The organism is Solirubrobacter phytolaccae (genome assembly GCF_027587195.1).
Lineage (GTDB): Bacteria > Actinomycetota > Thermoleophilia > Solirubrobacterales > Solirubrobacteraceae > Solirubrobacter > Solirubrobacter phytolaccae.
In genome coordinates this window covers 140,028-166,025 of the sequence record NZ_JAPDDP010000002.1, presented here as the reverse complement: position 1 = coordinate 166,025, position 25,998 = coordinate 140,028, and the positions used below count along the sequence as shown (strand labels likewise).

The window sequence follows — 25,998 nt, the reverse complement described above, 5'->3', positions numbered from 1 at the left end:
CGACCGTTGGGCGAATTCACAAGTTGAAAACTTGGACCAACGGCGGGGTGTGCAACACGCCCGTGCGCCCGATGATCCTCCAATGCGGCCGCTCATCGGCGTCACCACCTCTGAGATGCGTCCCAGCAGCCTGGCGACGACCCGCCGCCACGGCGAGCCGCCGCACCCCGAGATGGCGCTTGGGATGACCTATCTCCGCACCCTCGACGCGGCGGGAGCGATCCCCGTCGTGCTGCCCCCGACGGGCACCGACCACCTCCAGGGCCTGCTCGAGCGCCTCGACGGCATCTGCCTGAGCGGCGGTCCGGACCTCGATCCGGCGGCCTACGGCGCGACCGACCGCCACACGCAGCTCGGCCCGACCGAGCCGAGCCTCGACGCCTTCGAGCTCAGCCTCGCCCGCGAGGCGCTGAGCCGCAACATCCCGATCCTCGCGATCTGCCGCGGCTCGCAGGCGCTCAACGTCGCCTGCGGCGGCACGCTGCACCAGCACATCGACGGCCATCGCCAGACGGCCACGGCGACCGAGCCCACGCACGCGGTGGAGGTCGAGACCGGCTCGCGCCTGCACCGGATCATGCGCCAGCGCAGCCTGTCGGTGAACTCCTTCCACCACCAGGCCGTGGACCGCGTCGGCGAAGGCCTGAAAGTCGTCGCCCGCGCCGACGACGGCACGGTGGAGAGCGTCGAAGGCCCAGGCGCGTTCACGCTTGGCGTCCAGTGGCACGCGGAGACGCTGTACGCCCACCTGCCGCTGTTCGAGGCGCTGGTTAGGGCGGCTGCCCGTACCGAACTGCGCATAGCCGCGTGACACCCTGGGCGGGGTGCCCGCCCTTCGCCTCCGTGGCGTCGTCAAGCGCTTCGGCAACCTGACGGCGGTAGATCACCTCGACCTCGAGGTCCCAGAGGGAACCTGCGTCGGCCTGCTCGGGCCCAACGGCGCCGGCAAGTCGACGACCATGCGCATGCTCACGGCGCAGGCGATCCCGGACGAGGGGGAGATCGAGATCCTCGGCCTCCCGGTCCCGGCCCGCAGCAAGGAGGCACGCGCCCTGTGCGGCGTCGTGCCCCAGCTCGACAACCTCGACGTCACGCTCACGGTCGAGCAGAACCTGCGCGTGTTCGCCTACCTGTACCGCGTGCCGCGCAACGAGCGCAAAGCCGCGGTCGAGCGGGCGCTGGGGATCGCGAACCTGTCCGACCGCCGCGACACGAAGGTCGACAACCTGTCCGGCGGCATGCGCCGGCGACTGCTGATCGCGCGCGGGCTGGTGCACCAGCCCCAGCTCATCCTGCTCGACGAGCCGACCGTCGGCCTGGACCCGCAGGTGCGCCAGGAGCTGTGGGCGCTCGTGGACCGGCTCCGCAGCGAGGGCGTCTCGATCCTGATGTCCACGCACTACATCGAGGAGGCCGAGCGCCTCGCCGACACGGTGACGATCATGTCCCACGGCAAGGCGGTCGCCGCCGGCACGCCGCGCGCGCTGATCACCGAGCACGCGGGCGCCGAGGCGGTCGAGGTCTACGGGCCGCCGGCGAAGCTCCAGGAGGTCGAGCTCCAGGCGAAGGCCGCCGGCTACTCCACGCGCCGCACCGGCACGAGCATCAGCGTCCTGAACGCCAACGGCTACGAGGGCGAGCGCCGCCCGACCAACCTCGAGGACGTCTTCGTCCTGCTGACCGGCGAGGAGATCGCGTGAGCGCCCAGCAACGCAGGCTCGGCCGGCTCGAGCGCCCCGCGCTGATGGGCGTGCTCGTCCGCGAGATCATCAACTTCGCGAGCTTCTGGCGGTCCTCCACGTTCAGCGCGACGGTGGAGCCGACCGTCTACCTGCTCGCGTTCGGGTTCGGCTTCGGGTCGCTGGTGAGCACGGTCGGCGGCTACGACTACGTCGAGTACGTCGGCACCGGCACGGTCGCCACGGCGGTGCTGTTCTCCAGCGCGTTCCCGGCCATGTTCGGGACGTTCATCAAGTACAAGTTCCAGCGCACCTACGACGCGATCCTCGCCGCGCCCGTGGACACTGAGGAGCTCGTCACCGCCGAGGTGCTGTGGCTGAGCGTACGGGCGGGGACGTACGGCTGCGCGCCGATGCTCGTCGCGATCGCGTTCGGGCTGGACCCGAGCTGGGGAATGCTGCTCGTCCCGTTCATCGCGATGATCGCCGGCTTCGGCTGGGCGAGCTTCGGCACGGTCATCGCCGGCGTCATGAAGTCGATCGACAACTTCAACTACGTCACCAGCGCCGTGCTCACGCCGCTGTTCCTGGTCGCGGGCACGTTCTTCCCGATCGACGGACTGCCGCAGTGGGCGCAGGTACTCGCGCAGATCAACCCGCTCTACCACCTCGTCGAGCTCGTCCGGCACGCCGTGTTCGGCTTCGAGCCCGGCGCGGACCTGATTCACCTGGGCGTGCTGGTGGCCTTCGCGCTGCTGATGTGGCGGCTCGCGATCCACTTCATGGAGAAGAAGCTGATCGACTAGGTGACGCTAGGCGGGCGGGCCGAGCACGAACGGCCCGTCCAGGGCGCCGCGGACGGCGCGCTGGACCTGCAGCTCGGCCTCGAGGTCGGCGATGTGCTCGAGGTGGTCGCTGTGGCGGCCGCGCAGCACCTGCGTGGCGAACAGCCAGACGAGCCGGCCGTCGAGCTGGGAGCCGGCGACGTTGCGCAGCTCGTCCTCGGCCTCGTGCGCGGGCATCTGGAGCCGGTAGGAGTCCGGCGAGGTGAGCACGTCGTAGACCTCGGCGACCGCGAGGATGCGGGCGGTCATCGGGATGCTGTCGCCGGCGAGCCCGTCCGGGTAGCCCTTGCCGTCGATCCGCTCGTGGTGGGCGAGCACCGCCGCGGCGACCTCGCCCATGCCCTCGACGCGCAGCAGCAGGCGCGCGCCGTCGGCCGGGTGGCGCTTGATCAGGCGGATCTCGGCGGGGTGGAGCTCGCTGCGCCCGATCAGGATGTGGTCCGGCAGCGCCTCCTTGCCCAAGTCGTGGAGGAGGCCCGCGGTGTGGACGATCGCCTGTTCGCGCTCGGACAGGCCCGCCGCGCGGGCGAGCTGGTGCGCGTAGTGGGCGACGGCGGCCGCGTGGCGTGCCGCGCTCGGATCGCGCAGCGCGAGCGTCTCCAGCAGCAGGCCGAGCATCCCCTCGTGGCGGACGTCGAGCTGGTTCGTCCGGCGTTCGATCTCCTCCGAGTGCGCCTGGCCCTCGAGCAGCGCGCGCAGCAGCAGCTGGTAGACGCCGAGCGCGAGCGCGAACAGGCCGATGATCCCGGCGCCCCAGACCTCGAAGCCGTACACGGCCATCGCGGTCATCACGGCGCTCGCGATCTCCCACGGCAGGACCGGGACGAAGACGCCCTTGAACATCTCCAGCAGCGAGCCGCCGCGCAGGATGCGCGTGTGCCCCGCGATCATCAGGAAGTTCACGAGGTTGGTCGCGAGGAAGATCACGAAGACCGCGACCGCGTAGCCGCCCTCCTCGGTGTTCCCGCGGTGCAGCGCGTCGAGCACGAGCCCGCCGAGCAGCGGGAACGTCGTGTACGTGAGCAGGTTGTTGAGCAGGTACGTGCCGCGCACCTTGCGGCGCAGCGCGTCAACGAGGGCGGACGCGAGGCCGAGGAGCGCCGCGGGCGCCGGGCCGAGCAGGGCCATCGCGAGCACGAGGCCGGTGAACGAGCCGCCGATGCGGAAGCGCTTGGCGTCCAGCACGAGGATGTCGGAGCCGAGCACGAGCAGCGCGATGAGGCCGACGAGCGGAAGCGGCTGCCACTGGCTCTCGGTCGAGAGGTAGGCCGCGGCGCCCAGCACACCGGCGAGCAGGACCCCCTGGGTGATCGCCGTCGCGCGGCGGCGACCGGCGAACGGGACGCGTCCGAAAGCGAGCCGGTCGGGCGCGGGCGGGGGCGCGTCGGCCACCGCAGCCGCCCTCACGACGGAGAGCGCCCAGATGACCAGGCCGAGCCAGACGATCAGTGCGAGCCAGACGACCACGGAGAGCAAGTTAGTGCGTACCCCTGTTCACGCGCAATCAGGCCCAGGCCTGAGGTTTCTGGCACTCATCGACCGGTTGATCGATCCACAACCAAAAAGTCTTCCGATGAGCAATTTTCTGGTTCGAGAATAAGCGTCTGACTTATGGGTATATTTCGCCACGGCGGGGGTCAGCCCGCCTGTTCCGAATCCAGCGACCGTCAGGGGGGTCATCATGGGTTGGCGGAACTAGTTCCGGTGCGCGCGCCGGCGCGGCGAGGTTGTAGGGGTCGCCGCGCCGGCAGCGCCGAGAACCGGTGCGTCCTCGCTCGGTACCGTGTACGGGTCATGCCGCAGGTGCTCGACATCGAACAGTCCGTGTTGCTGCTTGAGATCGAGCCGCCCTTCGACAAGCGCGACATCCAGAAGGCGCGCCGCAAGCTCGCGAAGGTCTGGCACCCGGACATCGCACCTCCTGGTCGGCAGCTCGAGCACGAGCGCCACCTGAAGGCGATCAACCAGGCCGCCGACCAGCTCGAGTCGCTCGCCGAGCAGTCCCGCGGCGGGAAGGTCTCCAAGAACGCCGTCAAGGTGTCCGCCGCCGCGGCTCGCAAGCGTCGCGCCGAGGAAGGCGCCAGGGCGTACGCGGAAGAGCAGCGCCAGCGCGCCGAGGACGGCGAGCGCCAGAAGCACGACCCGTTCGGCTCACGCGTGCCCGACCACTCGGTCGTGCATCGGTACGCGCGCTGCCTCTCGTATCCCGAGTGGGGCGTCGGCAGCGTCAACGGCATCTACTTCACGGGCCACGGCGACGACGTTCAGCAGTGGGCGCGAGTCTCCTTCCAACCGGGGATCAGAACCGTTCCGGCGGGTTCGCTCCAATTCGTCGACTTCTCGAAGCCGGATCCCGGCGCGGAGCGCGTCATGCGCTTCATGACGGCGGCCAAGCACGCGCTCGCGGAGGGTGACTTCAAGCTCGCCGCGCGCCGGCTCGTGTTCGCGCGCGACGCCGAGCCGGACAACACGCAGGTCCTGCGGCTGATGACGCTCGCCTTCTGGCAGGCAGGAGACTTCAGCGCCGCGGCGCGCTCCGTGCGCGACTGGATCCGTGCGGAGAAGGACCGCCCCGCGCCCTACCGGTACGCCGCGCGGATCTACGAGAGCATGGGCGCGTTGTCGCAAGCGGTTGACGCCGGGCAGCGTGAAGTGGCCGCCGATCCGACCGACGCCTCCGCCTGGGAGCGCCTCGGCCGGCTGCGAATGCGGACGTTCGACCGCGAGGGCGCGCGTGAGGCCCTCGACCACGCCCGGGCCGTCGGACCGTCCGAGGAGGGCCTGATGGACCTCGCGTTGGTCGCGAACCTGATGGGCGACGTCGGCACCGAGGTCAGCGCCTGCGAGCAGGCCACCCAGCTGTTCCCGGAGAGCGAGACCGCCTGGGCGCGCTACGCCCACGCCCTCGCGCGCACGGACCGGGTCAGCGACTGCCTGGAGGCGTGCGAGCGCGCGCTCAAGCTGGCCGATGATCCCGAGGTGCGCGACCTGCGTGACCAGGTCGCACGGCTCGCGCCGCGCGAGCTCAAGGCCGCGTAGCCTCAGCAGCGGCGCTGCGGCTTCAGCTGCCCGACGGGCACGCAGAGGCTCGTGCCGCTCGGCGTCACCCCGCGCCGGATGGTGAAGCGGGTCACCTTGGTGATCATGTTGGGCGCGGCCACGTGGACCTCGACCCGCGTGCCGGAGCGCAGGCGGCGGCCCTTGAACAGCTTGGTGAGCGACACCTCGCCGTGCTGGTCGGTCGTCTTGCGGCGCAGCTTGAACGGGCAGCCGCGGCCCTCGCAGGTGACCGTCACCTGCGCGCCCGCGACCGCGTCGCGCACCCGCATGAACCGCACCTTCGGATTCGTCCGCGCGGTGACCGTCCAGTCGTACTTGACGCCGCCCGGCATCTTCGCGGCCTGGTCACCGCCCGCGCAGTCGTCGTCGAGCCCGTTACCGGGGTACTCCCGCGCGCCGGGGAACACCGACGAGTTCGTGTCGTTGCAGTCCGTCGTGTCCGGGAAGCCGTCGCCGTCACGGTCGGCAGGGGGTGCGGGCTGCACGGTCGGGGTCGGCGTCGCGCCCGGAGCGGGGCCGGGCGAGGCGGGCGGGGCCGGGCGCGCGAAGGTCTGGGTGACGCACTGCGCGTTCGGCACCGTGCACAGGTCGAAGCGCACCGACTGCACCGGTGCCGACAGGTTCAGGCGCCGGTCCAGGTCGCGGTAGACGGCGCTGCCGTCGGAGACCGTGTACTGGTCCAACTGCTGACCCGCGGTGCCGAGCGCGGTCACCGTCATCTTCACGGAGTACGAGTCGGGCGTGCCGCGGTCCTTGATCTGCCCGCGCGGATGGGCGCTGTTGGCGCCGAGCGGCGCGCCGGTGCTCGGATCCACGAACGGCTGGTTGTCGACCCAGGCCCAGGCCCACGGGGTCATCATGTCGACGCGCTCGGCCTGCGCGGTTGCCGCCATCAACAACATCGCCGCCACCGTCACCCCGCCCACCAACGCCCGCATCGGCGCCACCATCTCAAATCCGCGGCGCGGTTGCACGCATCGTCAGCGCTTGGTGCGTAACGGGTGTTCCGGTAGGAGGAAGGCGAGTACGAGCACGACCGCCGCGAGCGGGACGGCCGCGACGAAGACGGCGTGGGTGCCCGCGTTGAGCGCTTCGCGGGCGGCCTCGGGGACCTGCGCGCCGCCCACGGTGAGCCGGTTCGGGTCGATGCCGGCGGGCAGGCGCGCGATCAGCAGCGCGCCGAGCACCGCGACCGCCAGGCTGCCGCCCATCGAGCGGAAGAACTGGATCGCCGCGGTGGCGACGCCGAGGTCGGCGGTGTCGACGCGGTTCTGGGTCGCGATCACGAACGTCTGGAACATCAGGCCCATGCCGACGCCGATCACGACGAGGTACGCGCTCGCGAGCGTCTTCGAGGTCTCCGTGTCGAGCGTGGTCAGCAGGATCGTGCCCGCGAGCACGGTCGTCGAGCCGATCAGCGGGTAGATCCGGTAGCGGCCGGTGCGGGAGATGAGCTGGCCGCTGGTGAAGCTCGCGACGACCCAGCCGAGCGTGAGCGGGATCAGCACGATGCCCGAGCTCGTCGCCGAGGCACCGAGCACGCCCTGCATGTACACGGGGACGTAGATCGTGATCCCGAACAGGACGGCGCCGATCATCAGGGCCGCCAGCGTGGAGACCGTGAACGTCCGGCCGCGGAACAGCGTGAGCGGCAGCAGCGGCTCCCCGGCGCGGCGCTCGACGGCGCCGAACGCCATGATCGCCACGGCGCCGATCCCGAACGCGGTGAGCACCTGGGCGGACGTCCACGCGTAGTCCGTGCCCGCCCACGCGCAGGCGACGAGGATCGCGGACACGCCGACGCTGAGCAGCGCGGCGCCCGCCCAGTCGATCCGATGCTCACGCGTGCGCCCGCCGGGCTGCATCGTCCGCATCACGACGACCAGGGCGAACGCGGCGAGCGGCAGGTTGATGAAGAAGATCCAGCGCCAGCTGACCGTGTCGGTGAGCGTGCCGCCGAGCAGCGGGCCGGCCACGGCGGCGGTCGCCCACACCGAGCCGATGTAGCCCTGGTAGCGCCCGCGCTCCCGCGGCGAGAACAGGTCGGCGATCGCGGCCTGGCTGAGCGGCAGCAGCCCGCCCGCGCCCAGTCCCTGGAGCGCGCGGAACGCGATCAGCTGGGTCATGTCCTGCGCCACGCCGCACAGCAGCGAGCCGGCCAGGAAGACGCTGATCGAGACCACGAACAGCCGCCGGCGGCCGTACAGGTCGCTCAGCTTCCCGTACAGCGGCACGGTCACCGTGCTCGCGAGCAGGTACGCGGTGACCACCCAGCTCAGATGCTCGAAGCCCTGCAGGTCGGCGGCGATCTGCGGCAGCGCGGTCGCGACGATCGTCTGGTCGAGCGCCGCGAGCAGCGTCGCGAGCATGATCGCGGCGAAGGCGACCAGCACTTGCCGCTGCGAGCGTGTTTCGGTCGCCATCGGACGCTTACGGTAGGCGCGCGGTGTCCGATCATTCATCTAGGCTCGATGAGCCATGCGTTTGATCGTCGCCCGCTGCTCCGTCGCCTACACCGGTCGTCTCACCGCCCACCTGCCCGAGGCGCTCCGGTTGATCATGCTCAAGGCCGACGGCAGCGTGCTCGTCCACGCCGACGCGGGCGGCTATAAGCCGCTGAACTGGATGACGCCGCCGACGGCCGTCATCGAGGAGGGTCAGACGATCGTCGTGCGCAAGGTCAAGGGCGACGATCAGCTCGAGATCACGCTGCACGAGGTCCTCAGCGACGTCACGCACACGATGGACTTCGACGCCGACCGGCTGAGCAAGGACGGCGTGGAGGCCGATCTGCAGGTCGCGCTCGCCGATGCGCCGCACTGGTGCGGCGAGGGCTTCCGCCTGGTCCGGCGCGAGTGGCCGACGGACATCGGCCCGGTGGACCTGATGTGCCGCGACGAGGCGGATGGCTGGATCGCGGTGGAGATCAAGCGCGTCGGCACGATCGACGCGGTCGAGCAGCTCTCGCGCTACCTCGAGCGGATCCGGCAGGACCCGGGCAAGGCCGACTGCCGGGGCGTGCTCGCGGCGACGACTGTGAAGCCGCAGGCCCGCGTCCTCGCGGAGTCCCGCGGCCTCACCTGGGTCGAGGTCGACCTGGCCGTGCTGCGCGGTGAGCGCGAGCCCGCGCTCACGTTGTTCGCCTAGAAGCCGGTCTTGAGCGAGTAGTTCAGGTTCGCGACGGCCCAGTCGCCGCCCTCCTGGGCGTTGGTCACGTGGTACTGCTTCGTGAACTTGAACGGCGCGTGGATCGTGCCGAAGTCGAACACGACCGAGCCGTCCAGGTCGGGGGTGGAGCAGCTGTCGCCCTCGTACAGGTCGGCGCGCGTTCGCAGGGCCGGGACGCCGTTGATCAGCTGACGCGTGATGCGGATCTCGACGCGGACCTCGTCGCCCGCGCAGCGGGAGACGAGGAGCGTCTGCGGCGTCGTCACCGAGTTCTTGAACTTGCCGACGGAGCCGCTGAGGTCCCACGTCTTCTCCACGTCGGACCCGAACGTCTCGTCATCGTGGATCTTGATCGTCGAGCCCGGCTCGAAATGGACCTCGGTGAAGCTCGCGGCCTGCGCGGAGGCGCTGCCGGCGAGCAGGACGGCGGTGGTGGCGATCAGCGTGGGGAGGATCTTCTTCATGGGCCGCATGCTGCCGCCCACGGGCCCGGCCAGCATCGGGGTCACCCCCGGCCCTTTTCCCTGATCTTCTTGCGTGTACGGAGAACCGCACCCCTCTGGGTGCGGGCTCTACTCCCCGTTGAGGGTGAGGACCAGCGACCGCGGACCACCGTGGTCGCGGTGCTCGCACAGGTAGATGCCCTGCCAGGTGCCGACCGCGAGCCGGCCGCCGCTCACCGGCAACGAGAGCGATGGGCCGAGCAGTGAGGCCTTGATGTGCGCGGGCATGTCGTCCGGACCCTCGATCGTGTGGGTCCAGTAGCGCGCGTCCTCCGGGACGGCCTCGTTGAACCAGGCCTCGAAGTCGTCGCGTACATCCGGCGAGGCGTTCTCGTTCAGGGTGAGCGACGCGCTCGTGTGGCGGATGAACACGTGCAGCAGCCCGACCTGGAAGCGCTGGAGCTCGGGCAGGGCCTCGAGCACGTCGCGCGTGATCAGGTGAAAGCCGCGCGGGCGCGGCCGCAGGGTGACCTCTCGCTGGACCCACATGCCGCTCACGGTATCCGTGCGGCGTGCATGTCCACGCGCTCGCCCCGGAACGGCACGCCCTCTTGCTCCAGCAGTGCCCGCTGACGCGCGCCCTTGGCGAGGGAGCCGTCGGCGCGGACGATCCGCCACCAGGGCACGTCCGCGGACGTGGAGGCCAGGACCGTGCCCGCGAACCGCGGCGCGCCCGGCGAGACGTCGCCGTAGGACCGCACGAACCCCTCCGGCACCTCGCGGATGCGGGCGAGCACCCGCGAGGCGTTGTCATCCCGGTGGGGCATGAAGCGGTGGTTAGCAGATCACCTGCAGGTGGAACGAGCCGCGGCGCGCCGCGGGCGGAGTGGCTTCGGAGCCGCCGAAGTTGACGGCGACCTGGTTGACCTGGTTCGGCACCGCGGCGACGCCCGGAGCGACGGGGCTCGGGGAGCCGATCGGGGCGGCCGTGTAGGAGCACTTGCTGACGTCGCGCTTGAGGTCGACGGTGTAGACGGCGTTGTCGCCGGTCGTGGCCAGCGTGACGGTCGGCGTCGTCGGGCCAGTGGCGGTCGGGGTGGCGGTGCCGTCGTCGCTGATGGCGGCGAACGTGAGGCTCGTGGCGGGCGCGAAGTCCGCCGCTTCCTTGCCGTCGACCTTGTCGGCGTTGAAGCCGGTGGCCACGCCGGTGGCGTTCGTCGTCAGCGGAGCACCGGTCTTGTCGCCGCCGACCTCGATGCGGCCGCCTTCCTTGCCGATCGTCACGAACTCGAAGGCGCGTCCGCCCTTGAGGTTGTTCGCGCGCAGGCAGGGCTCATTGCCCGGGTTCGAGCGGCAGCCGTAGATCGCGGAGCCACCGTCGCCGTCCTTCTTGTTGGACTGACGGGTGCCGTACGTCGTGGTGTCGGCGATGATCTCCGTCTCGGTGTTCAGCGCGAGGTTCGCGTTGTTGGACGGGTTGCGCTTGCCGAGGAGCAGGTTGCGCCCCTCGCCGAAGCCGACGGCAACGGACGGGATCCCGAGGGCGAGGATCAGGGAGCACACGATGGCCGCGCGGCCGGAGAAGGGGATTCGCTTCATGCCCGTTCCGACACCACGGGGGCAAGCAAGTTGCGGCCTGCAACGCCACGCCCAGCGCTTCGGTCCGCTCAGTTACGCAACGAAAACGGCCCGCGTAACAAACGCGGGCCGCTCTCGTTCAGCTGATTTCTCCTAGCGTTCCCCGGGCAACTTGTCCGGGTTCACCGAGACCGGCACGGTCGTGTCCAGCGCGGTGCGGATGATCCGCGTCTGCTCGACGGTGTGCGCGGCCGGGTAGCCCTCGCCCGGCGAAGCGCGCTCCGGCCGGCCGACGTACCCGAAGTCGATGTCCGGCGGCAGGATGTGCAGCAGGCGCGGGGACATGTGCGCGCGGGCGCCCATGTTGCGCGGCTCCTCCTGCACCCACAGGACCTCGCGCAGGTTCGGGTAGCGCTTGACCTCTTCCAGGATCTGCCCCTGCGGGAACGGGTACAGCAGCTCGACGCGGGTGATCGCGACGGACTCGTTGTTCTCGCGCGTGGCGTGACCCTTGAGGTCGTAGTAGAGCTTGCCGGTGCACAGCACCAGGCGGGTGACCTTCGCCTCGTCGATCCGCGGCTCGGCGAGCACCGGGAAGAACCGGCCCTCGGCGAGATGCTCGATCCGCGACGTCGCCTGCGGCAGGCGCAGGAGCGACTTCGGGGTCATGATCACCAGCGGACGCTGCTTCGCCACCCGCGCCTGGCGGCGCAGGAGGTGGAAGTACTGCGACGGCGTCGTGAGGTTCGCGACGCGGATGTTGCCCTCCGCCGCAAGCGACAGGAAGCGCTCCAGGCGGCCGGAGGAGTGTTCCGGACCCGAGCCCTCGTAGCCGTGCGGGAGCAGCAGCGTCAGGCGCGTCGTCTGGCCCCACTTGGACAGCGCGGAGACGATGAACTGGTCGATGATGACCTGCGCCGAGTTCACGAAGTCGCCGAACTGCGCCTCCCACAGCACCAGCGACTCCGGCGCCTCCATCGAGTAGCCGTACTCGAAGCCGAGGCACGCGATCTCGCTGAGCGGCGAGTTGTGCAGCTCCATCGGCGCGAGCGCGCCGGGCAGGTTCTGGATCGGGGAGATCCGCTGGCCGGTCTTCGGGTCGTGGAAGACGAGGTGGCGCTGCGAGAACGTGCCGCGCTCCGCGTCCTGGCCGGTCAGACGCACCGGCGTGCCCTCGGTCAGCAGCGACGCGTACGCCAGCGACTCGGCCTGGGCCCAGTCGATGCCGCCGTCGGGCCCGATCGCCGTACGCCGGCGCTCGAGCTGCTTGACCAGCTTCGGGTGGACGGTGAAGCCCTCGGGGAACCGCAGGAGCTCCTCGTTGAGCGTCTCCAGGCGATCCTTGGAGACCTGGGTCTTGACCTCCGGCGAGGCGGAGCGATCCAGCTCGTAGCCGCCCGTGGGCTGCTCGTCGCCCGTGCTCGCCAGGGCCTCCTTGAGCTCGCGGTGGCGCTTGGCGAGGTCGTCCCAGATCTCGGTGGCGACCGCGTCGGCCTCCTCCTGGGTGATCGTGCCGTCGCTGACGAGCGACGCCGCGAACAGCTCGCGCACCGGCTTCTTGGCCTTGATCTTGGCCGTCATCTCCGGCTGCGTGTAGGCGGGCTCGTCGGCCTCGTTGTGGCCGTAGCGGCGGTAGCCGATCAGGTCGATCAGCACGTCGTGGCCGAACTCCTGGCGGAATGCGAACGCGAGCCGCACCGCGGACACGCACGCGGCCACGTCGTCGGCGTTGACGTGGAAGATCGGCACGTCGAAGCCCTTCGCGAGGTCCGACGCCCAGCGCGTGGAGCGCGAGTCGTCGGGGTCCGTCGTGAAGCCGACCTGGTTGTTCTGGATCAGGTGCAGCGTGCCGCCGACCGTGTAGCCGTCCAGCGCCTGCAGGTTGAACGTCTCCGCGACGACGCCCTGGCCCGGGAAGGCCGCGTCGCCGTGCAGGACGATCGGCACGGCGGCGCTGGTGTCCAGCTGCGCGTGCGTGCCCTGCCGGGAGGTCTGGATGGCGCGCGTGGCGCCGGTGACGACGGGCGCGACGTACTCGAGGTGCGACGGGTTGGACTCCAGCCGCACGAGGACGCTCTCGGTCTCGCCGCACTGGTAGGTGCCCTGGGCGCCGTGGTGGTACTTGACGTCGCCGGTGCCGCCCTGCGGGATCGTCGTGACCGCCTCGATCGACGACGCGCCCTCGAACTCGCGGAAGATCGTCTCGTACGGCCGGCCGAGGTTGTGCGCCAGCACGTTCAGGCGGCCGCGGTGCGCCATGCCGATCACGACCTCACGCGCGCCCTCGCCCGCGGAGAGCTGGATCATCTCGTCCAGCATCGGCACGGTCATGTCCAGGCCCTCGACCGAGAACTGCTTCTGGCCCAGGTACGCCTTGTGCATGAAGCGCTCGAGCGAGTCCACCTGCGTCAGGCGGCGCAGCAGCGCGTACTTCTCCTCGCCCGACAGCGGCTTGCGGAACGCGCCGGTCTCGATCTTCTCGCGCAGCCAGACGCGCTGGCGGTGCGAGGCGATGTGCTCGATCTCGTACGCGATCTGGCCGCAGTAGGTCTCGCGCAGGCGCGGGATGACGTCCGCGAGCGTCTCGCCCGGGACGCCGACGCGCAGGATCGAGGCCGGGATCTTGGCCATCAGCTCCGGCGTGAGGCCGAGCGGCTCGGGATCGAGCGCGGGGTCGCCCTCGGGCTCGGAGCCGAGCGGGTCCAGGCGCGCGGCCAGGTGGCCGTGCGTGCGGTGCGCCTTGATCAGCGACATCGCGGCCTGGACGGCCTGGAGCAGCTCGAGGTTCGGCTCGGCCGAGGTGGCCGGCGCCGGCTCGGTCTTGGTCTCCGGCATCGCCTGGGCGATCGCCTGCGGCGTCGGGGCCGTCGGGGCGGGACCGATGTCCGCGCCCAGGTCGGAGAAGACCTGCTCGTAGAAGCCGTGCTCGCCCTGCAGGTACTGCTCGACCACCTGCAGGAACTGGCCGGACTCGGCGCCCTGGATGATGCGATGGTCGTAGGTCGACGTCATCGTCATCACCTTCTCGGCGCCGATCGTGGCGCCGATGGCCCCGAGGCCGGGCGGGTAGCCGATCGCGCCGGTGGCGACGATCGTGCCCTGCCCGTTCATCAGGCGCGGCACGGACGCGATGGTCCCGATGCCGCCGGGGTTGGTGAGCGAGACGTTGGCGCCCTGGAGGTCGTCAGCCGTCAGCTTGTTGTCGCGCGCCTTGGTGATGAGCTCGCCGAAGGCGTCGAGGAACTGCGGGAACGTGAGGCGGCCCGCGTCCTTGATGACCGGGACCATCAGCGTGCGGCCGCCGCCCTTCTTCTCGACGTCCACGGCGATGCCGAGGTTGACCGCGCCGTCGTCGATCACGTGCGGCTTGCCGTCGAGCTCGGCGAAGTGCGTCGCCATGACCGGCATCTGCTCCGTCGCCGCGCGCGCGATCGCGTACGCGATCAGGTGCGTGAAGGAGACCTTCTGGCCCGCGCCCTTGAGCTGCTTGCGGTAGCCGTCGAGGGTGGTGACGGTGAGCGTGCGGAAGGACGTCGCGGTCGGGATCGCGCGCGACTCGTCCATGTAGCGCGCGAGCATCGCGCTCGCGCCCTTGAGCAGGGTCTGCTTGCCGCCGGTGGGCGCCGGAGCGGCGCTCTTGGCGGGCGCGGACGCGCCGTTCTGCTCGAACGCGAGCACGTCGGCCTTACCGATGCGGCCGTTCGGGCCCGTGCCCGTGACCTTGGCGAGGTCCACGCCCTGCGCGGCGGCGACGCGCTGCGCGACCGGCGTGACCTTCAGGCCGTCCTGCGTCTCGATGGTCTCGGTCTCGACGTCGCCCGCCGGGCGGATCTCCGTCGGCTCGGCCTTGGGCGCGGCCTTCGCGGGCGCGGCACCGTTGCCGGAGCTCATACGCGCGATGACCTGGCCGACGGTCACGGTGTCGCCGGCCTCGGCGAGCAGCTCCGTGATCGTGCCCGAAGCTGGCGCGGGAACCTCCGCGTCGACCTTGTCCGTGGAGATCTCGACGAGCGTCTCGTCCTCGGCGATGCTGTCGCCGACGGCCTTGGCCCACTCGAGGATGGTGCCCTCGGAGACCGACTCGCCCATCTGCGGCATCTCGATCTCGATCACGGTGCCTTCGCCGCCGCCACCGTTCTCACCGCCGGGCGGTGCGTCGCCCTCGTCCTCATCGGCATCGCCCGAGAGCGCCGGCCCGGAGCCGTTCTCACTCGGAGCGATCTCGGCGAGCACGCTGCCGACACCGACGGTGTCGCCCTCGGCGGCGTGGATCTTGACCACGGTGCCGGAGACTGGAGCGGGGACTTCAGCGTCCACCTTGTCGGTGGAGATCTCGACGAGTGTCTCGTCCTCGGAGACCTCCTCGCCTTCCTGCTTATGCCACTCCAGGATGGAGCCCTCGGAAACCGAGTCGCCCATTGGGGGCATGACCACTTCGACCGTGGTGTTTACCGCCATATCAAGGTCCTAGACCATATCGCGTTGAGGGATTCGCGACGCCGCTCTTGGGCGCCGCTCTGCATACACAAAACCGATGGTGCCCGCAAACGGCCCGACGCCACCGACGACCGCGACCATCACCCCGAGCCAGAGCGGGATCACGCGCCGTCTAACTGCGTCCACGCATAGCAGCGACATGACGATCCAGCCGATGCCGTGACACCAGCCCAACACGTACTTCACATCGTCTAACACTCCTGCAATCGCGATCACGATCAGGGCCGTGTAGATGGCGGAGTGGACGAACGAGAGGTACTTGAGCGTGCGGAAGCTCATACGGGGTCTTCGGTAGAAAGCAACGTGGCCATGCGCTGAAGTTGCGGATGTGCGTCATCCGGCCAGTCGTTCGGGTCAGAAGGCCACCACGCGTGCGCGTCGTGCTCGTGGTCGCGGGTGACCTCCGCACCGGGTGCGAGCCACGCTTGGCCGATCAGCATCGTCATATCACCGGGGGTGGCGAGGAGCGCCTCGACCTGGATCGACACGGGCTCGACGGACCACTCCTCCTGCAACTCTCTGCCCAGAGCGAGCGCGGCGTCCTCACCCGCGTCCACGGCGCCACCGGCGCCGAGCGCCCAGAGGCCCGCCCAGCTGGCGACCCACGCCGCGCGCCGGCCGGCGAGCCAGCGGCCTTCGTGATCGCGCACGACGCACAGCACGCTCAGCGCTCCGAGCGCGTCCTCGGCCAGCCGCAGCGCCCAGCGCATCTCCTCGAGCTCGAGCGCCAGCGCGCCGTCCTCGACGCGAAAGCTCGCCAGGCGAGCCGCGATCCCGTCGTAGGCGGGGGAGCCACGGTCCTTGAGGCCCGCGATGACGCGGTCGGCCTCGGCCGTCTGCGCGGGCGACGGCTCGTACGTCTTTCCGCTCCAACGCGAGGACACCCGGTCCAGCGGCCACGGACCGCGCGCGAGGATGCCGGGCGAGTAGGGCAAGTCCCTTTGCAGGGTAGTCTTTTCGTCGTGAGCGTTGAGGCTTCCGGCAAGAACATGAAGGTTGTGTGCGATGCGAAGGAGCATCACGACAAGACCTGCCGCTGGAAGGGCAAGGCCACGGAGGTCCACATGGCCTTCTTCGACATCGAGCGCCTCGGCTGGGAAGAGGGCGACGTGATCTGCGGCCTCATCGTGGTCGCGGACGGCACCGTCACCTCCGGACGTCTGCGGGTCACCTGCGACGCCGAGCCGGACGGCGGCGGACGCAAGGAAGAGGAAGAGGTCGAGGAGGTCGTCGACGCCGTCGCGACCCGCGAGCTCCAGCCGGTCGGTCCGGGCTACGGATCGTCCAACACCTGGCACTGCTGCTAGTCGGACCTTCGTCCAGCACAGGCCGTTTGCGTCACGCGCGAGTTACCGTGCGCGGCGATGCACCGGCTCACCCTGCTCGCGGCGCTCCTGCTGACGCTGCTGATCGCTCCGGCCGCGGCGCACGCCGCCGGCCCCAACCTGCTCCGCAACGCGTCGTTCGAGCAGCCGTCGCTGAGAGCCTGGAGCCTGTTCGGGCCCGGGCAGGGCGGCACGCAGACCACGCCCGGCGTCGCCCGGGAAGGGCGCGGCTACGGGATCGTGCAGACCTCCGCCGCGTCGGACACGATCGCTCAGGACGTCAGCGTCAGCGTCGCCCAGTACCGCAGCTACAGCTTCTCGATGTGGGTGCGGTCGGCCAGCGGGCGGCCCTTCAAGGGCTCGATCGTCCTGTTCGGGCTCAGCGGCCCGGTCGAGGGCACGGGCACGGACTTCACGGCGGACGCCGACTGGCAGCTCGTCACCGCGACCTTCATGGCGACCCACGCCCACACGGCGCTGCGGGCGCAGGTGGACCTGCACACGGCGGGGGAGCAGCTGCTGCTCGACGGCGCCCAGCTGCTGCCGGTGCGGCTGCGCAACGCGTCGTTCGAGGACACCTCCGGGGCGGGCTGGTACACGGACGGCGCCGCGCTGCAGATCTCGGGTGCCGCGGCGCGCGACGGCGTGCGGTCGGGCGTGCTGACCGCGGCCGAGCGTGGCGGCTCGCTGCTGCAGGACCAGCCGATCGTGCCGGCCGCCGGCGAGCACTACACGTACTCGGCCTGGGTGCGGTCGGTCAGCGGCGCGCCGGTGAGCGGCCGGATCGGGCTGTGGGCGACGGCGAGCGAGAGCGAGACCGGGTTCACCCCGTTCACCGCCGGCCCGGAGTGGCAGCTCGTCACCGTCACGCTGCGCACGACGAGCGGCGCCGACATCCTGCGCACGCAGGTGCAGCTGCTCTCGCCCGGTCTCGGCGTCTACGTCGACGGCGCGCAGCTCACGCAGCCCGGCCTCGGCAACGCGTCGTTCGAGCAGGCGTTCTTCCGGTCCTGGGACCTCTTCCCGCGCGGGCCGCTGACCGCCGCGAGCGCGCAGCCCGGTGACGCGCGGGACGGCAGCGCGTTCGGCGTCGCGCGTGCGGACGCCGCCGGTCGCTCGTTCGCGCAGGACGTCGCCGTCGGCACCGACGCGGGCGGCAGCCAGACCTTCTCGGCGTGGCTGCGCTCACCCGACTCGGCCGGCGCCGCCGGCTCGCTGGTGCTGACCGGCACCGGCGGTGGCGACGAGACGGCGAGCACGCCGTTCAGCGTCGGCTCGGCCTGGACGCTCGTGTCCGTCCCGCTCGACGCCGAGCGCGCGCACAGCGGGCTCCGCGCCGAGGTCGTCCTCGATACGCCCGGGCGCGAGCTGCAGGTCGACGGCGCGTCGCTGGCTGCGGGCAACGCCCGCGACGACCGGCTCCTGAGTCCGCCGGTCGCAGACACGCCGCCGCCGGCCGGGCCCGTGACGCAGCCGCAACCCCAGCCCACGCCCGCCCCGACGCCGGCCGCGCCCAGGTTCGTGCGCTCGGCGGTCGCGTACAAGTGGAAGGCCAATCGCCGCTACACGACCGTGACGACGCTGGTCGTCCGCGACGTACCCGAGAACGGCTGGGTCGAGCTGCGCTGCACCGGCAAGGGCAAGGGCTGCCCGACGACGCGCACGGTCACCCGCAAGCGGATCGCCACCACGAGCTTCAAGACCCTGTTCGGCAAGCGCAAGCTCAAGCCGGGCGCGCAGGTCGAGATCCGCGTCCTCGCACCCGGCCTGGTCGGGAAGGTCGCGCGCTTCCAGATCCGCAAGGGCAAGCTGCCGAAGGTGACGTTCCTGTGCCTGGCCCCGGGCGCGAAGCGGCCCGCGAAGTGCGCGTGAGCTAGGCCTTAAGGTCCACTTTAGGTAGCGGAAAACTGGACCGACGAGCACTGCCGCGGTCCGCCGCGGCGCGATGTGCTGCCGGGCATGTCAGTCGCCACCTCAGCGGCCGCGCCCGTCGCGGCCCCTCGAACGCATGAGCTGGCCCGCGACGCACTGGGCCTGCCCGCTGTCCTCTTCTGCATCGTCACCGGAGCGGCTCCGCTCGCGGCGATGATGTTCAACGTGCCGGTCGCCGTATCGGGCGGCGGGTACGCCGTGCCGGCCGCGTTCCTGGTCGCGACGATCGCGCTCACGATCTTCTCCACCGGCTACATCGAGATGGCCCGGCGGGTGACGTCGACGGGCGGGTTCTACACGTTCATCTCGCGCGGGCTCGGGAACGTGCTCGGCCTGGGCTCCGGGATCCTGATCGCCCTTTGCTACGTGATCTTCGCCGCGGCGGTGACCGGCGTATTGGGCTACTTCGCGTCGACGACGTTCGACGCCTGGTTCGGCATCAACCTGCCGGCCTACGTCTACATGTTCGGCGCGCTCGCGCTGATGACGAGCTTCGCCTGGTTCCACATCGAGCTGACCGCGAAGGTGCTCGGCGTGGCGCTCGTGGCGGAGGTGCTCGCGCTGCTGGCGATGTGCATCGGGATCATCGTCACCGGCCCGCCCGAGGGCTACAGCGCGGCGCCGCTGAACCCGGCGAACATCTTCGACAACGACGCGGCGCTGTCCGTCTTCGGCGCGGCGGCGGCCGGCGTGGCCATCTTCGGCGCGTTCTGGTCCTGGGTCGGCTTCGAGATGGCGCCCAACTACGCCGAGGAGTCACGCGAGCCGAACAAGATCGCCAAGGCCGCGACCTACGGCAGCGTGATCGGGCTCGGGATCTTCTACATCTTCGTCTCGTACATGTTCGTGTCCGGCTGGGGCCTGACCGGCTCCGCGCAGGCCGTCGCGAGCCAGTTCGAGGGCACGTACGCGTCGGCGTTCTATCCGCTGACCGACAAGTACGTCGGCGGTGGGCTGACGACGATCGTCGAGCTGCTGATCGTCACCAGCTCGTTCGCGTGCGCCATGGCCTTCTACAACACGGGCGCCCGGTACCTGTTCGCGCTCGCGCGGGAGGGCGTGCTGCCGAAGGCGCTCGGCACGACGCACGAGCAGCGCAAGGGGCCGATCGTGGCGAGCATGGTCGTGACGGCGATCGTCGGCCTGTACATGCTCGGCTTCGTGATCATGGACTCGAGCACGGAGGCCGCGCTGCTCAAGCTCGGCACCTGGACGCCGCTGCTCGGCGTGCTCGGCATCCTCGCCGTGCAGGGCCTGTGCTCGGTGGCGATCATCCGCTTCTTCCTGACCGAGGCGCGGGACGGCTTCCACCCCGTCAAGACGCTGATCGCACCCATCCTGGGCGCGCTGGCGATGGCCGGCGCGTGCTACCTGCTGATCTCCAACCGTGGCGTCCTCTCCGGCGCGGGCGACTCGATGTTCATCAAGCTGATCCCGTTCGTGGTGCTGGCGGTGTTCGTCGCCGGCATGCTCCTCGGGCTCTACCTGCGCTCGCGTGACCGCGAGACCTACGCGAAAGTGGGACGCTTCAGCAGAGAGGAGATCCCGGCATGAGCACCCTTGACGCACCGCCCGTCCTGCACCCGTTGGAGCCGCTCAGCGCGGACGAGGTGCGCGCGGCGAGCGCGATCCTGAAGGCCGAGCAGTCGCTCGCGGCGACGGCCCGCTTCGTCTTCATCAGCCTGCACGAGCCGGCCAAGGCGGCCGTCCAGACGGGCGAGGGCGTCCCGCGCGAGGCGTTCGTCGTGCTCTACGAGAAGGCCGAGCGCAAGACCTACGAGGCGGTGGTCTCGCTCACGGACCAGGCCGTGGTCTCCTTCACGCACATCGAGGGCGTGCAGCCGCCGATCACGGCCGAGGAGTTCATGGCCTGCGAGGAGGTCGTGCAGAACGATCCGCAGTGGCAGGCGGCGATGCGCCTACGCGGGATCGAGGACTTCACGCTGGCGATGATCGACCCGTGGGCCGCGGGCTACACCGGGCCTGAGGACGATCCGTCGCTGCGGCGGATCGCGCGGCCGCTCACGTGGGTGCGCTCCGAGCCGGGCGAGCACGGCTACGCGCGGCCGATCGAGGGCCTCGTCGTGACCGTGGACCTCGACGCGATGGAGGTCGTGCAGGTCGACGACTACGGCGTCGTGGCGCTCCCGCCCGCGCCCGGCAACTACGACGTCGAGCGGATGGCGGCGCCGGACAACGTGCCGTCGTTCGCCTCGCCGCGCGAGGACCTCAAGCCGATCTCGATCACCCAGCCCGAAGGCGCCTCGTTCACCGTCACCGGTCATCACGTCGCGTGGCAGAAGTGGTCGGTGCGCGTCGGCTTCACGCCGCGTGAGGGGCTCGTCCTGCACGAGCTGGCCTACGAAGACCGGCCGATCATCTACCGCGCGTCGCTGGCGGAGATGTTCGTCCCGTACGGCGACCCCGCGCCCACGCACCGCTTCAAGAACGTGTTCGACCAGGGCGAGTACGGCGTCGGCTGGCTCGCGAACTCGCTCACGCTCGGCTGCGACTGCGTCGGGGAGATCTTCTACTTCGACGGCGTCGTCAACGACCAGGACGGCGAGCCGGCGACGATCGAGAACGCCATCTGCATGCACGAGGAGGACTACGGCATCGGCTGGAAGCACACGGACTTCCGGACCGAGGACGTCGAGGTCCGCCGGCTGCGGCGCCTGGTGATCTCGTCGATCGCGACCGTCGGCAACTACGAGTACGGGTACTTCTGGTACCTCTACACCGACGGCACGATCGAGTACGAGGTCAAGCTCTCCGGCGTGATCTCGACCGGCGCGCTGGAGCCGGGCGCGCGGCCCGCCCACGGGACACTGGTGGCGCCGGGGCTGTACGGGCCGCACCACCAGCACTTCTTCTGCGTGCGGCTGGACATGGCCGTCGACGGCAACACGAACACGGTCGTGCAGGTGGACTCCGAGCCGCTGCCGTACGGGCCCGCGAACCCCACCGGCACCGCGTGGGTGACCAAGCGCACCGTGTACGCCGACGAGTCCGCGCGCGGGCAGATCGACCCGCTGCGGGGACGCTTCTGGCGGATCGAGAACCCGGAGAAGGTGAGCGCTCTGGGTGACCCGGTCGCCTACAAGCTCGTCCCCGGCGAGAACGTGGCGCCGATGTTCGCGCCCGAGTCGCGCTTCGCGCAGCGGGCCGGGTTCACGGGCGAGCACGTGTGGGTGACCGCGTACGACCCGAGCGAGCGCTACGCGGCCGGCGACTACCCCAACCAGCACCCGGGCGGCGACGGCGTGCCGCGCTACGCGGCCGCGGGGCGGGACACCGAGAACACGGACGTCGTGCTCTGGTACACGTTCGGCGCCCACCACATCGTCCGGCCGGAGGACTGGCCGGTGATGCCGGTCACGCACGTCGGGTTCAAGCTCAAGCCGGCGGGCTTCTTCGCCGGCAACCCGGCGCTGGACATGCCGCCCTCAAAGGCGGCCGGGCACTGCTGTCACCACGACTAGGCCGCGGTGGTCCGTCGGCGGCCCGCGATGAGGTCCATGTGCTCCTCGCCCCACTCGCCGAGTGGGGCGAGCGCGGCGTTGAGTGAGAGCCCGAGCGGGGTGAGCGAGTACTCGACGCGCGGCGGGATCTCGGGATAGGCGGTGCGGGTGACGAGCCCGTCGCCCTCCATCTGCCGAAGCTGCTGGATGAGCATCTTCTCGCTGATCCCCTTCACGCCCCGGCGCAGCTCGCCCGGCCGGCGCGGCCGCTCGGCGAGCGCCCAGAGGATCGAGACCTTCCACTTGCCGCCGATCACGTCGACCGCCGCGTCCAGGCCGCACTCGTAGGGAGGGACGATGTCGTCAGCGTTCATCACATTTCTCACTCTGAGGTGGGTACCCAACTTTCACGTAGGTACTTGACGATCGTACCGTGCCGACGGACCATCGTCGGCATGAGTCGTTACGCGGGCCGCAGCGCGGTCATCCTCGGTGGGACGCACGGCATGGGTGAGGCGACCGCGGCGCTGCTGCGCGCCGAGGGCGCCGAGGTCCTGGTCACCGGCCGGCGCGGCGGCGACGTGCACGTCGACCTGACACGGCTCGCCGACCTCGGCGCGCTCGCCGAAGCGGTCCGCGAGCGGTTCGGGCAGGTCGACCTGCTCCACGTCAACGCCGGGTTCGCGAAGCTCGAGCCGTTCGACGCCGTCACCGAGGCGTCCTACGACCGCACGTTCGACGTGAACACGAAGGGCGCGTTCTTCGCCGTGCAGGCGCTCGCGCCGCTCGTGCGCGACGGCGGCGCGATCGTGTTCACCAGCTCGGTCGCCGACCAGGGCGGCTCGCCCGCGATGATCGTCTACGGCGCGGCGAAGGCGGCGGCGCGGTCGCTCGTCGCGGGGTTCGCGGCGGCGCTGCTGCCGCGTGGCATCCGCGTGAACGCCGTGAGCCCGGGGTTCATCGACACGCCGAGCTACGGGATCGAGGGGATCAGCGACGATGACCGCGCGGCGTTCCACGCGGTCGGCGACGCGATCACGCCGATGGGTCGGCACGGCACCGCCGAGGAGGTCGCCCGCGCGGTCGTCTTCCTCGCGTTCGAGGCGACGTTCACGACCGGCGCCCGGCTCGCCGTGGACGGCGGGCTCGGCGAGGGGATCGAGGCCCCGACGGCGGCCTAGCCGTAGAACTCGGCTTCTTGGCGGCCCAGCTCGGTCACGGGCGGGTCGCCGTACATCCACTCGCGGGCGATCCGGTGCCAGTTCGCAGTCGCGGAGAGCTGGCCGAGCACGGCGAGCGTGAGCGTCTCCACGCGGCGGCCGAAGATGTGGTCGGCGGGGAGCGTCTCGTGGCGCATCTGGCCGAAGTGCGTCGAGCGCGGGTCGGCCATGTCGATCATGACCTGGGTCGCGATCTCCGGGACGAGCTCGATCTCCTCGTCGGTCAGGTACCACCAGGTCGCGTCGAGGAACTGCGAGAGGAGCTTGTCGGGGCGGAACTTGTCCGGCTGCTTGAGCAGCCCGCCCTCGGCCCAGATCTCCCACAGGCGCTGGGCGTCGCCCTCGTGGCCGGCGCGCTGGGTCTCCAGCTCGAGGTCGATCAGGTGCTTGGGCATGACCTTGAACAGTCCGAAGTCCAGGAAGGCCACGCGGCCGTCGGGCATCTGCAGGAAGTTGCCGGGGTGCGGGTCGCCCGAGAACTGGCGGTGGCGGTACATGCAGCCGAAGTAGAAGCGGAAGATGATCTCGCCCAGCCGGTCGCGCGTGGCCTGGTCGGACTCCTTGACGGAGTCGAAGCCCTCGCCCTCGACGAACTCGGTCACGAGGACCTTCTCGGCCGACAGGTCGCTGACGACGGCGGGCACGACGATGAACGGGTGGCCCTTGAAGATCCGCGCGAGCGAGCGCTGGTTCTGGGCCTCCAGCTCGTAGTCGAGCTCGTCGTAGATCCGTGAGCGGATCTCGTCGGCCGTGGTCTTGACGTCCAGGCCGGGCGCGATCCGCTTCATCAGCCGCAGGATGATCCCGAGGTTCTGCATGTCCGCCCGGACCGCGGCGGCGACGCCCGGGTACTGCACCTTGACCGCGACGACGCGCCCGTCGTGCAGCCGGGCGCGGTAGACCTGCCCGATCGAGGCCGCGGCGATCGCCTCGGAGTCGAACTCGGCGAAGTGGTCCTTCAGCGTGCCGCCGAGCTCGTCCTCGATCACCTTGCGCATGCCGGCGAAGCTCACGTTCGGCGCGGCGTCACGCAGCTTGGCGAGCTTGCGCTGGAACTCCTCGCGGTGCTCCTCGGGCACGAGCCCGACGTCGAGGAAGCTCATCACCTGCCCGAGCTTCATCGCCGCGCCCTTCATCGTTCCGAGCGCGGTGACGATCTGCTCGGCCGCCTCGACGTGGCGCTTCTCGAGCGCGGCGCTGCGTCCCTCCTCGGAGCGCGCGATGTTGGTCGCGCGCGTCCCGAGGTGCCGCGCGGCCTGGCCGGCCGCGAGGCTGGACACCTTCGCGGTGCGGGCGATCCGCGAGGTGGGGATCTTGTCCTTGGCCACTAGGGCGTGGGGACCGGCGTCGCGGTTTCGGTCGGGGCGACCTGCGGGTCCGGCGTGGCGCCGACCGGCGGCGTGGCGGTGGCGGTCGGGGTGACGGTCGGCGTCTCCGTGGCTTCGGGCGTCTCGGTCGCGGTCGGCGTGGCGGTCTCCGTCGGTTCCTCGGTGGGCGTCTCGGTCGCGGTCGGCGTCGGCGTGGCCTTCTCCTGCTTGGAGGAGGAGCCGCCGCCGAACACGCTGGTCGAGCGGCCGGAGTCGCCGACCGAGCGGCCGAAGATCGCCAGCTCGGACGCGGTCACGACGCCGGCGCCGATCACCGCGGCCACCAGGCCGGTGATGATGCCGAGCTTCCACGGGAAGCCGCGGCGCTTCTTGGGTTCCGGGCTCCGCAGACCGAAGGGGTCGTCCTCATCGCCCCACCGGCCTACCCGTTCCGGCTCTTCGACGCCCTTGACCTGATGGGCGTCGTGGGCCGCGGTCCGGCGGGTGACGCGGGGTGCCGCCTTGGCGACGACCTTGGCAGGACGGTTCAGGCCCTCGGTGACGAGGGCCACGATGATCGGGGTGACGGCCACCGCGATCAACGAGCCTCGTTCCCAGAAGTACGGGACGATCACCGCCGCGGCAACCGCGGAGAGGCTCGAGATCAGCAGCGTTTGGAGCTGGAGGCCGCCCTTTTCTTGCTTGGGCTCTGAGCTCACCCCTTCGACACTAGCGAGGGCTACCGCTCGACTTTCGAGCCGGGCACGATGTCGTCGCGCCCGTCGGGCCAGCGCACCCAGGCCTTGTGGCCGCCGTCGTAGTCGTCGCCCAGGAGCACCAGCGTCGCGTCCTCGCCGAGCGCCTTGCACGGCTCTGAGCCTTCCTCGTCGAGGCCCCGCCAGATGCGCACGAACTTGTTGTGCTCGAGCTCGTCGGCGACGGTGGTCGGGTCGGTGTGGCCGGGCCGGATGACCGTCTCCGGCGGGAGCGTGAGGATGACCTCCATGATCGAGTGCTTGATGTCCTCGAAGGAGGTGCTGCCGGGCGCGCGGACGCCGCCGACGGAGCCCTTGAAGAGCGTGTCGCCGGTGAACAGCTCCTTGTCGTCGACGAGGAGGTTGAGCATCCCGGACGTGTGGCCGGGCGTGTGCAGGGCCTTGATCTTCAGCCCGCCGATCTCGAGCTCGTCGCCGGGGTTCAGATCGCCCGTGGTGCCGGGGACGCGCTCCTCGGGATGCGCCAGGACGATCGCGTCCGGGTAGCGCTCGAGCGTCTCGCCCAGGTCGACCACGTGGTCGCCGTGGTGGTGGGTGAGCAGGATGTGGGTGACGTTGAGGCCGAGCTCTTCGGCCTTCTCGAACAGCGGCGCCATCGGCCCACCCGCGTCGACCAGGAACGCGTCGGTGTTCGGCCCCGCCGCGACGAGGTAGGTGTTGGTCAGCCAGCCATCACTCATGGAGCGCTCGACGATCATGGCCATGAC

At 70.6% G+C, this 25,998-nt stretch carries 24 protein-coding genes; 10 read left to right on the top strand and 14 right to left on the bottom strand.

Translation table 11 applies throughout. The annotated features are described in order from the left end of the window. Positions 1-82: 82 nt before the first annotated feature. Genes OJ997_RS01800 through OJ997_RS01790 form a run of 3 tightly spaced genes read left to right on the top strand, consistent with a single transcriptional unit; the run spans position 83 to position 2,485 of the window. Entirely contained in the window at positions 83-811 is a 729-nt protein-coding gene (locus tag OJ997_RS01800; protein WP_270023279.1) for a gamma-glutamyl-gamma-aminobutyrate hydrolase family protein, read from the top strand. Positions 812-824: 13 nt separating this feature from the next. Continuing rightward, positions 825-1,700 carry an ABC transporter ATP-binding protein gene (locus OJ997_RS01795; protein WP_270023278.1) on the top strand — a complete coding sequence of 292 codons (876 nt, stop codon included), beginning with the start codon at positions 825-827 and terminating at the stop codon, positions 1,698-1,700. Then, positions 1,697-2,485: an ABC transporter permease gene (locus OJ997_RS01790; RefSeq protein ID WP_270023277.1), complete on the top strand. Its 789-nt coding sequence runs from the start codon at positions 1,697-1,699 to the stop codon at positions 2,483-2,485. Before OJ997_RS01795 ends, OJ997_RS01790 begins: the two co-directional genes overlap by 4 nt. Before the next feature lie 6 nt (positions 2,486-2,491). Here the strand turns inward: OJ997_RS01790 and OJ997_RS37295 are convergent, their stop codons facing one another. Further along, the gene (locus OJ997_RS37295; RefSeq protein WP_270023276.1) at positions 2,492-3,991 is read right to left on the bottom strand and encodes an HD-GYP domain-containing protein; all 1,500 of its coding nucleotides are present in this window, start codon (positions 3,989-3,991) and stop codon (positions 2,492-2,494) included. A gap of 327 nt (positions 3,992-4,318) precedes the next feature. Between OJ997_RS37295 and OJ997_RS01780 the strand changes: the two genes are divergently transcribed. Next, complete coding sequence (locus tag OJ997_RS01780) at positions 4,319-5,563, top strand: J domain-containing protein (protein WP_270023275.1); 1,245 nt, start codon at positions 4,319-4,321, stop codon at positions 5,561-5,563. Between the two features lie 2 nt (positions 5,564-5,565). Here OJ997_RS01780 and OJ997_RS01775 read toward each other — a convergent pair whose 3' ends face one another. Then, a complete protein-coding gene (locus OJ997_RS01775; RefSeq protein ID WP_270023274.1) occupies positions 5,566-6,522 on the bottom strand; it encodes a putative metal-binding motif-containing protein in 957 nt (318 codons plus the stop codon). A gap of 42 nt (positions 6,523-6,564) precedes the next feature. Further along, entirely contained in the window at positions 6,565-8,007 is a 1,443-nt protein-coding gene (locus OJ997_RS01770) for an MDR family MFS transporter (protein ID WP_270023273.1), read from the bottom strand. 55 nt (positions 8,008-8,062) lie between these two features. On the opposite strand from OJ997_RS01770, the gene nucS reads away from it, so the two are divergent. Then, on the top strand, positions 8,063-8,731 hold the full coding sequence (nucS, locus tag OJ997_RS01765) for an endonuclease NucS (RefSeq protein ID WP_270023272.1): 669 nt from the start codon (positions 8,063-8,065) through the stop codon (positions 8,729-8,731). On the opposite strand, the gene OJ997_RS01760 is transcribed toward nucS, so the two are convergent. The 7 genes from OJ997_RS01760 to OJ997_RS01730 form a co-directional block, all read right to left on the bottom strand. Continuing rightward, positions 8,728-9,216 carry a hypothetical protein gene (locus tag OJ997_RS01760; RefSeq protein ID WP_270023271.1) on the bottom strand — a complete coding sequence of 163 codons (489 nt, stop codon included), beginning with the start codon at positions 9,214-9,216 and terminating at the stop codon, positions 8,728-8,730. The genes nucS and OJ997_RS01760 overlap by 4 nt on opposite strands. A gap of 108 nt (positions 9,217-9,324) precedes the next feature. Further along, on the bottom strand, positions 9,325-9,744 hold the full coding sequence (locus tag OJ997_RS01755; RefSeq protein ID WP_270023270.1) for a secondary thiamine-phosphate synthase enzyme YjbQ: 420 nt from the start codon (positions 9,742-9,744) through the stop codon (positions 9,325-9,327). A 5-nt stretch (positions 9,745-9,749) separates the two neighbouring features. After that, entirely contained in the window at positions 9,750-10,022 is a 273-nt protein-coding gene (locus tag OJ997_RS01750; protein ID WP_270023269.1) for an MGMT family protein, read from the bottom strand. A gap of 10 nt (positions 10,023-10,032) precedes the next feature. Then, complete coding sequence (locus OJ997_RS01745) at positions 10,033-10,794, bottom strand: hypothetical protein (protein WP_270023268.1); 762 nt, start codon at positions 10,792-10,794, stop codon at positions 10,033-10,035. A 132-nt stretch (positions 10,795-10,926) separates the two neighbouring features. Beyond that, a complete protein-coding gene (locus tag OJ997_RS01740; RefSeq protein WP_270023267.1) occupies positions 10,927-15,231 on the bottom strand; it encodes a multifunctional oxoglutarate decarboxylase/oxoglutarate dehydrogenase thiamine pyrophosphate-binding subunit/dihydrolipoyllysine-residue succinyltransferase subunit in 4,305 nt (1,434 codons plus the stop codon). A 9-nt stretch (positions 15,232-15,240) separates the two neighbouring features. Then, positions 15,241-15,549 (bottom strand): hypothetical protein, encoded by a 309-nt coding sequence (locus OJ997_RS01735; protein ID WP_270023266.1) that lies wholly within the window; start codon positions 15,547-15,549, stop codon positions 15,241-15,243. Further along, entirely contained in the window at positions 15,546-16,205 is a 660-nt protein-coding gene (locus OJ997_RS01730; RefSeq protein ID WP_270023265.1) for an NUDIX hydrolase, read from the bottom strand. Before OJ997_RS01730 ends, OJ997_RS01735 begins: the two co-directional genes overlap by 4 nt. A 27-nt stretch (positions 16,206-16,232) precedes the next feature. On the opposite strand from OJ997_RS01730, the gene OJ997_RS01725 reads away from it, so the two are divergent. The 4 genes from OJ997_RS01725 (at position 16,233) to OJ997_RS01710 (ending at position 22,009) form a co-directional block, all read left to right on the top strand. Further along, positions 16,233-16,577 carry a hypothetical protein gene (locus tag OJ997_RS01725; RefSeq protein WP_270023264.1) on the top strand — a complete coding sequence of 115 codons (345 nt, stop codon included), beginning with the start codon at positions 16,233-16,235 and terminating at the stop codon, positions 16,575-16,577. Between the two features lie 57 nt (positions 16,578-16,634). Continuing rightward, positions 16,635-18,467: a phage head spike fiber domain-containing protein gene (locus OJ997_RS01720; protein ID WP_270023263.1), complete on the top strand. Its 1,833-nt coding sequence runs from the start codon at positions 16,635-16,637 to the stop codon at positions 18,465-18,467. A gap of 87 nt (positions 18,468-18,554) precedes the next feature. Further along, on the top strand, positions 18,555-20,081 hold the full coding sequence (locus OJ997_RS01715; RefSeq protein WP_270023262.1) for an APC family permease: 1,527 nt from the start codon (positions 18,555-18,557) through the stop codon (positions 20,079-20,081). Further along, positions 20,078-22,009 (top strand): primary-amine oxidase, encoded by a 1,932-nt coding sequence (locus OJ997_RS01710; RefSeq protein WP_270023261.1) that lies wholly within the window; start codon positions 20,078-20,080, stop codon positions 22,007-22,009. Before OJ997_RS01715 ends, OJ997_RS01710 begins: the two co-directional genes overlap by 4 nt. On the opposite strand, the gene OJ997_RS01705 is transcribed toward OJ997_RS01710, so the two are convergent. Further along, the gene (locus tag OJ997_RS01705; RefSeq protein WP_270023260.1) at positions 22,006-22,362 is read right to left on the bottom strand and encodes a winged helix-turn-helix transcriptional regulator; all 357 of its coding nucleotides are present in this window, start codon (positions 22,360-22,362) and stop codon (positions 22,006-22,008) included. The genes OJ997_RS01710 and OJ997_RS01705 overlap by 4 nt on opposite strands. An 81-nt stretch (positions 22,363-22,443) precedes the next feature. Between OJ997_RS01705 and OJ997_RS01700 the strand changes: the two genes are divergently transcribed. Further along, positions 22,444-23,169, top strand: a complete 726-nt coding sequence (locus OJ997_RS01700) for an SDR family oxidoreductase (RefSeq protein ID WP_270023259.1) — start codon at positions 22,444-22,446, stop codon at positions 23,167-23,169. Here the strand turns inward: OJ997_RS01700 and OJ997_RS01695 are convergent. Genes OJ997_RS01695 through OJ997_RS01685 form a run of 3 tightly spaced genes read right to left on the bottom strand, consistent with a single transcriptional unit; the run spans position 23,166 to position 25,995 of the window. After that, entirely contained in the window at positions 23,166-24,536 is a 1,371-nt protein-coding gene (locus tag OJ997_RS01695; RefSeq protein WP_270023258.1) for an ABC1 kinase family protein, read from the bottom strand. The two genes, OJ997_RS01700 and OJ997_RS01695, sit on opposite strands and share 4 nt — an antisense overlap. Continuing rightward, positions 24,536-25,234, bottom strand: coding sequence for a hypothetical protein (locus OJ997_RS01690; RefSeq protein WP_270023257.1), 699 nt, complete (start codon positions 25,232-25,234; stop codon positions 24,536-24,538). The genes OJ997_RS01695 and OJ997_RS01690 overlap by 1 nt, the downstream gene beginning before the upstream one ends. A 20-nt stretch (positions 25,235-25,254) precedes the next feature. After that, positions 25,255-25,995: an MBL fold metallo-hydrolase gene (locus OJ997_RS01685; protein WP_270023256.1), complete on the bottom strand. Its 741-nt coding sequence runs from the start codon at positions 25,993-25,995 to the stop codon at positions 25,255-25,257. Positions 25,996-25,998: the final 3 nt, after the last annotated feature.